The 12,510-nt window shown below is 37.4% G+C and carries 11 protein-coding genes; 4 read left to right on the top strand and 7 right to left on the bottom strand.

Annotation, left to right across the window (positions count from 1 at the left end; genetic code table 11):
* Nucleotides 1–251 precede the first annotated feature (251 nt).
* The 4 genes from R2B77_RS17380 to R2B77_RS17365 all read right to left on the bottom strand — a co-directional run bounded on the left by R2B77_RS17380 (nucleotide 252) and on the right by R2B77_RS17365 (nucleotide 6,570).
* Nucleotides 252–1,394, bottom strand: a complete 1,143-nt coding sequence (locus R2B77_RS17380) for a DGQHR domain-containing protein (RefSeq protein ID WP_203247778.1) — start codon at nucleotides 1,392–1,394, stop codon at nucleotides 252–254.
* On the bottom strand, nucleotides 1,394–2,929 hold the full coding sequence (locus tag R2B77_RS17375) for a hypothetical protein (protein WP_203247777.1): 1,536 nt from the start codon (nucleotides 2,927–2,929) through the stop codon (nucleotides 1,394–1,396). Before R2B77_RS17375 ends, R2B77_RS17380 begins: the two co-directional genes overlap by 1 nt.
* Nucleotides 2,930–3,227: 298 nt before the next feature.
* Nucleotides 3,228–6,140, bottom strand: coding sequence for a DUF3427 domain-containing protein (locus tag R2B77_RS17370; RefSeq protein ID WP_203247776.1), 2,913 nt, complete (start codon nucleotides 6,138–6,140; stop codon nucleotides 3,228–3,230).
* Between the two features lie 25 nt (nucleotides 6,141–6,165).
* Nucleotides 6,166–6,570: a (deoxy)nucleoside triphosphate pyrophosphohydrolase gene (locus R2B77_RS17365; RefSeq protein WP_203247935.1), complete on the bottom strand. Its 405-nt coding sequence runs from the start codon at nucleotides 6,568–6,570 to the stop codon at nucleotides 6,166–6,168.
* A gap of 214 nt (nucleotides 6,571–6,784) precedes the next feature.
* On the opposite strand from R2B77_RS17365, the gene R2B77_RS17360 reads away from it, so the two are divergent.
* Entirely contained in the window at nucleotides 6,785–7,249 is a 465-nt protein-coding gene (locus R2B77_RS17360; RefSeq protein ID WP_203247775.1) for a hypothetical protein, read from the top strand.
* 34 nt (nucleotides 7,250–7,283) lie between these two features.
* On the opposite strand, the gene R2B77_RS17355 is transcribed toward R2B77_RS17360, so the two are convergent.
* On the bottom strand, nucleotides 7,284–7,637 hold the full coding sequence (locus tag R2B77_RS17355; protein WP_322555770.1) for a hypothetical protein: 354 nt from the start codon (nucleotides 7,635–7,637) through the stop codon (nucleotides 7,284–7,286).
* Nucleotides 7,638–7,680: 43 nt separating this feature from the next.
* Nucleotides 7,681–8,055 (bottom strand): hypothetical protein, encoded by a 375-nt coding sequence (locus R2B77_RS17350; protein ID WP_203247773.1) that lies wholly within the window; start codon nucleotides 8,053–8,055, stop codon nucleotides 7,681–7,683.
* A gap of 173 nt (nucleotides 8,056–8,228) precedes the next feature.
* Between R2B77_RS17350 and R2B77_RS17345 the strand changes: the two genes are divergently transcribed.
* Together R2B77_RS17345 and R2B77_RS17340 are read left to right on the top strand one after the other, a co-directional pair.
* The gene (locus R2B77_RS17345) at nucleotides 8,229–8,804 is read left to right on the top strand and encodes a hypothetical protein (protein ID WP_203247772.1); all 576 of its coding nucleotides are present in this window, start codon (nucleotides 8,229–8,231) and stop codon (nucleotides 8,802–8,804) included.
* Between the two features lie 190 nt (nucleotides 8,805–8,994).
* Complete coding sequence (locus R2B77_RS17340) at nucleotides 8,995–9,135, top strand: hypothetical protein (protein WP_203247771.1); 141 nt, start codon at nucleotides 8,995–8,997, stop codon at nucleotides 9,133–9,135.
* 77 nt (nucleotides 9,136–9,212) lie between these two features.
* Here R2B77_RS17340 and R2B77_RS17335 read toward each other — a convergent pair whose 3' ends face one another.
* Nucleotides 9,213–10,817, bottom strand: coding sequence for a gamma-glutamyltransferase family protein (locus R2B77_RS17335; protein ID WP_203247770.1), 1,605 nt, complete (start codon nucleotides 10,815–10,817; stop codon nucleotides 9,213–9,215).
* A gap of 302 nt (nucleotides 10,818–11,119) precedes the next feature.
* Here R2B77_RS17335 and R2B77_RS17330 point away from each other — a divergent pair, with 302 nt between their 5' ends.
* Nucleotides 11,120–12,487 carry an FAD-containing oxidoreductase gene (locus tag R2B77_RS17330; protein ID WP_203247769.1) on the top strand — a complete coding sequence of 456 codons (1,368 nt, stop codon included), beginning with the start codon at nucleotides 11,120–11,122 and terminating at the stop codon, nucleotides 12,485–12,487.
* Nucleotides 12,488–12,510 lie beyond the last annotated feature (23 nt).

Raw genomic sequence — 12,510 nt, 5'->3', positions numbered from 1 at the left:
GACTCGTTTTTCTCCACCTGTTTAATTTTAGGGACTTATTAGACAGCTCATTTTTTATTTTAACTAGCACGATTAATCCCCACTTTTTTCTATCGCTGTGTGAAGTTATGATTTCTCAATTGATACTTACACATCCCTATTTCTATAATTATAATTCAACAGTTTCCGTAGTAAAAGTTGAAACTGCCGTACAAAATCGAAAGTAATGATGATCAAAATACCTAGAGATAAGCGGAGATGCACCTAAATCTTCATTCGAATTTATTTTTGTCTCCGACCTGTATCAGATTAACTGCTTTTTTAAACCCAGAACCAGATGTAAGCCCCGCTAATTTCCCACCTTTAATCCAATCCTTCGAAGTTAAAGGACTCTTATCAATAATGGCTTTAAAGCATTCTAAAGGATTATTCTTCTCATTTTGTTGATACAAAATCTGACTTATTGCATTTACTCCAGTAGTTTTCTGAAGATAAAACGAACTATTATAACGGTATTGGTACTCATCTGAATCTAATATTACGTTATAATTTCCAAAACAATCTTTCCATTTATCAAAAACTAAACTCCATGCTGTATTAATATATCTTGCTAAACCATCAGCAACCTCATCTAAAGAGCTTATGTTAATTTCGTATAAATTAAAATCCTTTACCCTCTCTCTAACTAATGGCATTATCGCTTTATTAAAGGCTGAGACACCAATTACCCCTAATTGGCTATTAATTTCTTTTTCAAATTTTATTGCATTCTCCCATACACTACCGCTTATCTCCTCATTTAAGATAAAACTTGTCTTAGTTGCTACATATGATTCCATATCATTTTTATTCTTTAAATCTTCTTGACCTAGTAGAATGTACTGTTGCTTAGCTAAAATTACTAAATCTGTTTTCAATTTTTTAGCTGTAGAGTTTATATCTTTAAATACATTGAGCTCATTTATTCTTTTTTCTTTAGACATTAATAATATAATTATATTTAGCGGAAGATTCCATAATTCAGGATTTTGTTCTGCTGCAGCTGAAAGTCCAGCAATTCGGTGTTGACCATCAATTATTCTAAAAACTTTATATGTTATGTTCTCAGGTAAATTAAAATAAACTACACTAGATGACAACTGATCGGCAAAATTCGAAACATTTGTTATTATATTTGTGCTCTCATCCTCATCTAAACCTAATATTATTGAAGTTGGAAACAAGATATCTTTTTCAATTCCAAGAACCTTATTTTTTATTTTATTAGAATGACTTATATCTAATGGGCGCTGATATCCAAATTCATCGACACCATAAATCAATGCTTGCGAATTCTTATAGATAGTTTTTAAATCCATTACTAAACTTAAGTATTCTTGATCACCTTGAGAATATTTTTGTGCTATATATTGCATTAATACTCCCCCCTCCTCAAAATCATTTGAATATCTTTACTAATTTGAATAAATTTTTCATTAAGCGTATGTTCCTCATCTTTTATTAAATTTGAGACATACTCGTCTAATTTTGGAATGACAATCTTCTTTTCTAAGCTTATCTCAATATCTTTAAGTGGGGTTTCATTAATATGGTGTTGAGTAAAGAGATAATTGATAGCATAAAGAACCTCCAGAGGAAACACGGATTCCTCTTCTTGGATCCATTCTATATAAGCATCTTTGGTGAACTTATAATACTCTACCACTTCATTGAAGTTGTCTGGTTCTATATAACAGCTTTCCGATTTCGCTTTATTAATTGCATTATAAAAAATAGGGCTAAATGGCACTTCTTCATCTTCCGTATCAATTTCGTACATTCCCTCAATCATCTTCAAGTACATTTGGAAATACCATTTTATAAATTCTATATAATTTTCTTCCGATGTGTTAACTTGAGTTTTCGATGAATACCAAACAAGCATAATACTCTCTATGATTTTGAGTTTAAATCTCACCTGACGAAAGTTTACAAAGTTATATATAAAATTATCGTTACCGTAGTCAATATTATTGAATCTACCACTTTCAATATCACCAAGAATATCCAACTCCAAATTATAATTATCCTTATTAGGATCCACTATTCCGAACAATATAAATAACAACTTTGATACTTGAGGGATGATTGCATCAACGCTAACTTCAAATAAATCTATTAGCATTTTTGAAAATTCATTTTGAATATCACTTGTAAATCCCCAATATTCTTCGTTTATTTGATAAGTATTCTCCGATATCCTTATACTTAATAACAGAGTATCCAACTGTTCTATTAATTTTCCCACATCTTGCATTATAGGTTCATGGGCTTTTCTTACTGGTGAAAATTTATTATTTTTATAAAATTGCTGATGTTCCATATCTCCCCATGCAGAAGTTAGTTGACTTTTAATTTGCAATTCGAATTTATGTTTCTCAGAATCATTATGGTAGGTACAATCAATTTTAATGATTTCACTTCCATTTGTCATGGTATCAGGCTGTTTTTCTATATTTTCAAAGGTTATATATTTCGAAGAATCATTATTTATAAATTTATTCTTATTGTCTTGAATTAACTTCAAAATATTATTGACGTCAATTTTTAAATCCCCCAAAACCTTTATACCAATCAAATCTGAATACCTATTTTTAAGATCATCAACAATTGCATCAATATTTGTAAATTCAATTTCTTTTTTGATTTCTAATAAAGCGTCTTTTTTTACTAACTTCTCTCCTAAACTTTCACCACTTTTAACCCTTGAGACCACTTTATAATATCTTCCTAAATAACCTGAATTATTGTGTGTTAAATTATATTCATCAGGATTGGATACTTTAATATCTATTAATTTTTCAATTAACTCTGTGATTTCGATAGCAACGTTATCTAGTTTACTTTTAAGGGTTGATTCATATATAGAAATTATCTTATTCTTTAATTCACCATTAGAAATAGTCTGCATCTCACTTCTCTCCCAACAAGTCCTTTTACTTAAGAGTAATTCCCCCGTGTTCTTATACAACGTGAGATTTGATAAACTTTCCTTTTCACTACACTCATCCTAATTCAAAATGAATTCTTCATTTGTTTACTTCAACATAAACTTCAATTTTCATATCTTTCTAAAAAACAAAATCTCCCATTCTTCAAAACGCATGAACTTTCAATTAATAGACCTATTACAATGATACCTGTGTCTAATAGAGCGAACAAGTGATTACTTATGGTACGGTTCCCATATCATTAATAAAGCTATCCCTTCACTCCTCCATCAAATAATGATACAACTTCCCCTCCACAGCCTGTTCCATCACCATGTTCATATGCACAACCGGAAGTTCCTTCCCATTCTTATCTGCCATTCTACCTTCTTCGACACTAGACTTGTCCGGGAATCCTTTTCCTAAATAATAAAAACCTTTTTCATCGTCACTTTTTTGTACAAAAATATGAATTTCTATATCATTTTCTACTGCATGAATGATTTTTTGAACATCTTTTGATTCTACTTTTGTTCCTCTTTTGGAATCCCATCTGAATAGTTGCGGGTTTAAGAATTCGTCACCATAGTTTATACTTGATTCAATTTCATCATTTTTATGGTAAGTTACAAATATCGGACATGTCCCATACTTAGTTCTATATCCGTACATCGTCGAGCTTTCATCGTTGTTCCAATTCAAAAGTTTACACGCATCTTTTCTTGAATACTTTTCATACAATGTAAGCGGCTGTCCACATTGAAATTTTCTCGCCTTCTCTTTAGCACTTTTTATGACATCTTTAATTAATTTTGTGAAGTATTGATTCTTCGCCAGACTTTCTTGGATAGATGCATTGAACTGATATTGGCCAGACTCATGTGATTCCACAATTGGTCGTTCACCATACTTCTTTTTATTAGCCTGTGTAAAAAACGTCAGATCCAGAACCCATTTTACAGAATTGAAGGTTCCCCTGTCTGTCCGACAATCGTTAGCTACTAGCTGTTCCAAGTAATCATCATGTGAAACTTCAGCTTGTTTCAATAACATTTCAATCAAAATAATTTCATGCTTTCGTTTCCCGTTCAATATTTCAATCGAAAGCATAGTTAAAACTTTATCTTCATATTCTGTTAAACCCGGAACTTTTTCATTCATTTTCAACAGATATTGGTGATAATTCGAGGGCCTGTTCTGTACTTCTAAATCGCCGTTCACAATTACTACAGGATCTATCGAACGATTTTCGATAAAATCATATAAGTATGGGATTCTGCCAATCCTCTTTTTCAAATCAGTATACGCATCTCTCAAAATCCTTAATGCAGTTAGATTACATTGATTGATGGAGCTGAAGATTTTTTTCTTGGCAATTTCCTCAAAGTTAATCGTTGAAACACCTTTTATATAACTCGTATCTTTCGTATGACGGCGTATATTATCTTTATTTAGAGATTGGTCACCTGACAAAGCCACGGGAATGAGATAGTTATTTTTATAATTCCCAATAAAATCAATGATCGTGACATAGCTTTTTGAATCATGCTTCCGTAGCCCTCTCCCCAGCTGTTGGATAAAGATAATGCTCGATTGCGTTTGTCTTAGCATGACGACTTGATTGATACATGGGATGTCGATTCCTTCATTAAAAATGTCCACGGTTAAAATGTAATCAAGGTAACCATTTTCCAATAGGTTTATCTGACGTTCTCTTTCCTCTGGAGAATGATCGCCTAACAAAGCTACGGTCCGTAATCCTCTCTCATTCAACACCTGCGACAACTGTACAGCTTCATCTTTTCGACTACAGAACATTAGCCCCTTTACACTCTCACCAGAAAAACCATAATAATCTACTTTTTCGAGTATATGATCGACACGTTCTTCTGTAACAAGCTTTGATAAAAGGGTTGCGTCGTCAATTTCCTCTCCATCATGTTCAAAATCCGTCACGCCAAAGTAATGAAATGGGCAAAGCATGTCCTCTTCAAGCGCTTCTTGTAAACGGATTTCATACGCGATGTTGTAATCGAACAGTTCATAAATATTAAAGTCATCTGTCCGTTCAGGTGTAGCTGTCATGCCCATTAAAAACTTCGGCTTGAAATGATCAATTACTCTTCGATAAGAAGCTGCACCAGCCTTATGTACTTCGTCTATCAATATATAATCAAAATCTGCTGGATCGAATTGGCTTAGGTTCTCTTTTTTTGACAGGGTTTGAATACTAGCGAATAGATATTTCTTATCCAGCTGCTTACTTGTCCCTACATACATCCCAAAATCCTCACTGATACCACCAAGAATCCTTTGAAAGTCATCTTTTGCTTTGTTTAAAATCTGCTCCCGATGAACAATAAACAACATGCGTTTAGGTGCAAAATTTCTCACATCAAATGCGGATAAATACGTTTTTCCAGTACCCGTTGCGGAAATGACGAGCCCCTTTTCTTTTCCTTCATCACGAACTGCCTGAATTTGCAGTAATGCAACTTGTTGCATATTGTTTGGTACTATTTTTAAAGACTCTTCAATTGCATTGGTCGTATACTTTCCAGGTATCTCAATAACTTGCTCAGCTAACCTTTTGTCCGCATTTTTCTCGTACTCTATTTCATAACTTTCTATCCACTCTTCAGTAAGTAATTCTGAGTTGGACCATACGTCTTCAAACTGATTTTTAAAATGATGAACAATGTCGCCATCTTCATGGGAAGTCAATTTCACATTCCACTCATAATTCACTTTCAATGCATGTGCAGTTAAATTGGAACTTCCTACAATCAACGAGTAATGTGTTTTTTGTTTAAATATGTAACCTTTAGAATGAAAGCCTTTTAAATTAGTTAATCGTACTTCTATGTTTGTTAATTTCATAAGCTCCTTAAACACTTTTGGTTGATTAAAGTATAAATAGGTAGAAGTTAATATACGTCCCGTAACACCTTTTTCTTTAAGGTCCAAAAACAAGGATTTTAGCGTAGCTAACCCACTCTCAGTTATAAATGCAACTGAAAAAAGGAAGTCCTCACTAGTAGCAAGTTCCTCCTGTAATGTATTTAATACATGACTATTTTTCTTTTCATTATTGATGAGTAGCTCCGGCTTAAAGCTTCCAGAATTACTTTGACTTTTATCGATAAATCCTTCATGTAATGATGTTGTTAAATTACGAATAAAGCTTTCCATCTAAACATCACATCATTTCTTTATATTATTTGTTCAGGATTGTATTCGATAACTTTTCAATGGCGGGAATATCTGCGGGTGCCCAGTTAAGTGACGGTAACTCTTGTCTAGTCATCCACTTTAATTCCGCGTGTTCAGAGACTTTTGGTATTCCTGAAACAACCTTCGCTATAAATGTCTCTAATCTCACAATGACTTTTTCATATTCATATGTCGTGTCTTCAACATGATCAAAAACTTCGATCGTGCAGCCCAACTCTTCTTGAATCTCTCGCTTTAATGCTTCTTCCTTTGATTCACCTTGCTCAATCTTGCCCCCCGGGAACTCCCAGTAGTTTGGTAACGTCATTTCTGGTCCGCGTAGTGCACAAAGAATTTCTTTGTTATCATTTTCAATAATTGCACCTACAACATGCACTGTTTTCTTAATGATGCTCACCTTTTCTTTCTATTCACATTAAATTTAGTTCCGAATTATCTGTATACAAACATTATCCAACATCTACCGCCAATTTTCAACAATCATGAGGACTATACATTTTCTTTGGCCATTCTATGAACTTTCCGATGTAAGGATTGCCATAAGCCACCCGGCCCATTATGTTTAATTGATATAAAACATTTTTGTTTACGGAGGGATCATGATGGCAAACTGGGTCGATGGTTATGCGATATTAACGGGCGGAATTGAGGATATTTTATCGTTCATCACAACGAGAACGATGCAGCTAAGGATGCCTGTACATGCAAAAGTAGAAGGAAGTACACTTGTTTTTCCGGATGATTTTACTCCTGAAGATTTGTATGTATTAGATACAGATCGTGCGTTTATTGGTTTTGAGCGTAAGCACGATATAAAGAAAACGGATACGCCTGGTATTTATGAAGTTAGTGTTGTGTGGGATCAAGCTCACGGTCTTAAAACAAATGAATTAGTAGCCTTAGCTCAGCGAAACAATTTGGCTATTGAAGCGGAAGGAATAGTCTTTGAATTAGAGTTGAAGGAGCATGTCATCGTTAATAAACATGGCGAAATACTGTTTTACGAATGTATTGAATATAATCATGAAGACTATGATCCTTATGATGATTACAAGAAAATCAAATGATGCTACCCATGAAAAGTAAAGGTAATTTCTTTTTTCAACAATCATACCAATCCGTCCAATAAACATCTCCATCGCCATTATCATGCATCACCAAATAATCCTCCCACGTAATCACTTGGGTCAAGCACTCCTCACTACAATACTGCGTGGCATCCGATTCAAAGACAAACCCCTCTTGCATCAGCACTCCACATTCCGAGCATAAGCGCTCCTCTTCATCTGGGTTTTTTATGCGCAGATCTTGAGCAGTAAGCAAGATACTCAATTCAAAGCGCGTTTCACATATGAACTCGAAACAGCCTTTATTTGTATCATAAATCGCACAGATTTCATCACTTTCTATTAATATTCCATCATCAATAATTATTTCCCCGTTTTCATTCAGCACTTGAACTGATGCACTTTTGAAATTCTTTGTTGCGCCCCCCGACTCAATTGATCAGTTCTGATTCAGGGACAAGCCGCAAGCTCTCACAATCACAAACCTGGCATATGTATGTTTCATCTTCGTGCATTTCATGACACTCGTTGCAGACGTAAAGCATTTTTTCATCACATACACCTACTGATTCTTCTGTTTCCTCTTCGTAATCACCTACTTGCATCGACAAGCCCTGGGATGAAAGTATATGAGCCAAATCCTCAATCATGGCACAAACAAATGAAAACGACTCTTCATCCAAATTGTAAATTGTACAAAGCTGCTCTCCTTCTATTAACACTCCATTCTTAATCGCGACTTTTCCATCATCACGAATCACTTGGACTGCTGTTTCTTGAATTCTATACTGGATCATTGGTTTCAAATTAGGCACTCCTTTCCACCTATCTATCCGATCCCCTACAATAACTTTTTCAAACCAGCTATATGTATTTTATTTGGATAGATTTTCCCCGAAAGATCAAATATCTATCAATTTCATTAACTTCTTTGATACAATTGACTGAATAAATTGAGTAAAAAGGAGTGTGCCTACATTTGGATAATAATTATTTAAGCGTAAAACAAACGCTAGAACAATATGGCCTAACTTCATCTAGTTTAACGATGTTAAGAAAAGCAGGCATTCCTACTCTTTATAGAGGAAAGAAACCTTACTTCCTTCAATCCGAACTGGATCAATGGTTTGAACTGCAAAGGGAAGATATCAATAAGCTCAAAAGTAATGCAATCATTGATAATGAAACACTTGCACAAACTTTCAAATGCTCTCCTCAGGGTGGTATGAGAAGGTCCCATAAAACAACTACCCTTGTTCTAGTCATGAACCATACGCTGGGCCTTTATTTAGATAATTGGCAAGGCAATATTCTACATTACACAGGAATGGGCCAGACAGGCGATCAAACTTTAACAGGCAATCAAAATATTACTTTGTTTGAATCTGACACGAATAAGGTGGATTTGCATCTATTTGAAGTACATAAAAGCAATCGCTATCAATATACAGGTAGAGTTAAATTAGCTGGAACTCCTTATCAAGTCACTGAAAAAGATACTAAAAATAATAACCGATTGGTTTGGAAGTTTCCTTTATCAGTAATCCACGACTAATTACAAGTACCAATAAATATGAAATGAATTCGCGAAGAGGATGAGCTAAACATTCCTTATTTGGTCCTTACCCATTGAAAACCCTATTCCAACTAGCTTTGAGCGAGGGCGCTTCATCGGTATTGATTTCAAGCGTATAATCCCACCTACACCGGATACAATATAGCTAAATTGGAGAGGGGGATTTGATATGCCACTTGATAAGGTTGCAATAGCAGATTTGAACCATGAACAATTAGCAGCATTGAATGTATTGGAGGATAAATTAGGAGTAACTTTAGTTGCTTATGAAAACGCTTCTGGGAATACCAATACAACTTCCGACCAATAATGATTAGACCACAAAAAGGTACCTAGCTCTGAAAACAACGCGCAATTGTTTCAGAGCTAAGTACCTTTTTTAATTCCTCACCAAACCGCAATCGCCCCATCCGTCCGCGATTCCGTGCCTCCCTGCAGCACACCCGTCACCGGATTCCTCCATATAATCTGCCCTCGTCCAAAACTGCCGCTATCCTTAGCAACGGTTATATCATGTCCTTTTCGAATAAGCGCCTGCACTAAATGACTCGAAAACTCCGGCTCCACCAGTATTTTCTTGCCTTCTATCCATTGCCATCTCGGCACATCCAATGCCGCTTGTGGATTCAGTAAAAAGTCCACTGTGTTGAGCACAACTTGATAGTGGCCTTGCGGTTGCATATAGCCACCCATGACACCAAATGGTCCAACTGCTAGTCCATCTTTCGATAGGAATCCCGGAATGATCGTGTGATACGTTCGTTTCCCCGGCTTCAATACATTTGGATGACCCTCTTCCAGTGAAAAGTCATGTCCGCGATTTTGCAGGCCAATGCCTGTTCCCGGTATCACAATGCCCGAACCAAAGCCCATGTAGTTGGACTGGATGAAGGACACCATATTCCCTTCCTCATCAGCCGTTGCCAGGTAGACGGTTCCACCTTTCGGCAAGTCATACTGTTGTGGATCTAGTGCTTCATCACCAATCAATGCGGAACGTTTTTCGGCATATTCCTCCGATAATAGATGTGCCGTTTCGACTGGCATATCCGCTTCTTCTGTAATAAATGCTTTGCCGTCTGTGAAGGCTAACTTCATACTTTCGATTTGCTCATGGAATGTCTGGACCGAATTCCATTGTGGTTTACTTTGTTTCTTATAGATATTAAGCGCCATAAGTGCAACCATGCCATGACCATTCGGTGGAATTTCCCATACGTCGTACCCTTTATAGTTCACAGAAATGGGCTCAACCCATTCCGGCTTGTAGGCAGCAAGATCTTCTTTAGATAAAAACCCACCGTACTTTTTCATACAGGCATCGATTTGATTCGCAATTTCTCCTTCATAAAAATCACGCGCATCTGTGTCCGCAATCGACCGTAGTGTTTTCGCATGGCCTGGCGAAGACCACATTTCACCGGTTTCAGGTGCACGGCCATTTGGTGCAAAGGTGTCAAACCATGCTGTGAATTCATCGTCCGTGAGCGTTTCTTTGAATTTTTTATAAGCGAATCCCCAGTATTTCGCGAGGATTGGCGTCAATGGATAGCCCTCTTCTGCATAGCGAATGGCGGGTGCCAGCACTTCTTTTAATGGTAGCTTACCGAATCTCCGTGATAATTCCGCCCAAGCAGCTGGCGCACCGGGCACTGTTATCGGCACCATGCCATGAACCGGCATCTTGTCATGCCCAAGTGCTTTCACGGCTGCGGGCGTTAATGTGGCAGGCGCTGGACCGGATGCATTGAGTCCGAAGAGCTTATCCTTCACCCACACGAGTGCAAATGCATCGCCGCCAATTCCATTTGAAGTCGGTTCAACGACTGTTAGCGCTGCCGCAGTGGCGATGGCTGCGTCTATCGCGTTGCCACCTTGTTGCATAATCTCCAATCCTGCATTGGCTGCAAGAGGTTGAGATGTAGCGACCATTCCTTTTCTAGCAAATACAGTATGACGCTGTGATTGGTACGGGTGATATAAGTAATCCATAAAATCCCCCTCGATGTTGTAATACTCTGATTATACCTTACATAGGCGAATGCCTGCGCAATGATTCTATCTAGTCTCCAGCGAAGGCGCCTTACCGGGGTAGCCGAAGCGATAAGACTAATAGCGGTCTTCTATTAGGCTTATCGCGGGAGGCATCCCCAAGCGCCGAGCGTTGTTGAGAGATTTTTTAGGTCAACATATATAGATAAGCTGACTGTTGAGGGTTATTCTTCACTTCAATATTTCCCCACACGTTTACCCTTCCACCAACAAGGCAATAGTTAAAAGAGGAGCGTGAAATTATGAATCATTTTGATGCAATTATCATCGGGTTTGGTAAAGGTGGAAAAACATTAGCTTCAACGCTTGCGAAGAATGGCCAGCATGTTGCGATGATTGAGAAGTCTGCTGAGATGTACGGAGGGACTTGTATAAACATTGCTTGCATTCCCACAAAATCACTCGTTCATCAATCGAATGAACGTAAGCTTTCTAGTGCTTCTAACGAGGATTTTTATAAAAATGCGATTGAACAAAAAGATGGGTTAACTTCATTTTTACGCGATAAAAATTTTCATATGCTAGCTGATGCGGAAGGCGTCACGGTCTATACGGGAACCGCTACATTTTTAGATAACAGTACGGTTCAAGTAACAACTGACAATGAAACACTTGAGTTGTCAGCCGATAAATTCTTTATTAACACAGGCTCTTCGCCGATTACTCCAGCCATTGAAGGATTGAAGACTGCTGATTTCGTCTATAATTCAACGACCTTGCAACAGTTGGATCAGTTTCCTGACAAGCTGGTTATCATTGGCGGGGGCTATATTGGCTTAGAGTTTGCTTCAATTTATGCAAACTTCGGTTCAACAGTAATCGTCATTGACAGCTCTCCCATGTTTTTACGCAATGAAGATCGGGATATTGCGGCTGAAGTGAAGAAAGTACTTGAGTCGAAAAACATCACATTTATTGTCGACAGTAAAGTGAAGTCCGTTGAAAATCGAGATGGTGGCGTGGTTGTTTCTTATCAAGCAGGAGACTCCGATCAAGCGGAAGTATATGGAGATGCACTGCTACTGGCTACAGGAAGAAAGCCAAATACAGAAGGGCTAGGACTCGAAAATACTTCTATTGAGGTCAGTGAGCGAGGAGCCATTGTCGTCGATGATGTATTGAAAACGACGGTGGATCATATTTGGGCGCTAGGCGATGTCAATGGCGGTCCTCAGTTCACGTATATTTCATTAGATGATTTTCGGATTGTGAAGGACCAACTGTTTGGCGCCGGAAACTATACAAGAAAACAACGCAACAATGTGCCCTACTCCGTATTTATTGACCCTGTTTTATCACAAGTCGGATTGAATGAAAAAATGGCGAAGGAGAAAGGTGTTGCTTACCAGGTCGTTACACTCCCCGCGGCTGCCATTCCACGTGCACGTGTTGTACAACAAACGGACGGGCTGTTAAAAGCTCTTGTCGATCCCGACTCACAAAAGATTTTAGGGTGTACCTTATTTTGTGCAGAGTCGAGTGAAATGATCAATATCGTTCGCCTTGCTATGGAAGCCAAATTGCCGTACACATTTTTACGCGATACGATTTTCACACACCCTACGATGAGCGAGGCATTGAATGATTTGTTTGCGGTGTCGATTGATTAAATCGAGTAGGAGGCTAATCATTA

Origin of the sequence: Sporosarcina beigongshangi (genome assembly GCF_033485195.1) — a bacterium.
GTDB lineage: Bacteria > Bacillota > Bacilli > Bacillales_A > Planococcaceae > Sporosarcina > Sporosarcina beigongshangi.
The sequence above is the reverse complement of the archived record's forward strand: the minus strand, read 5'-3'. Positions and strand labels throughout refer to the sequence as shown.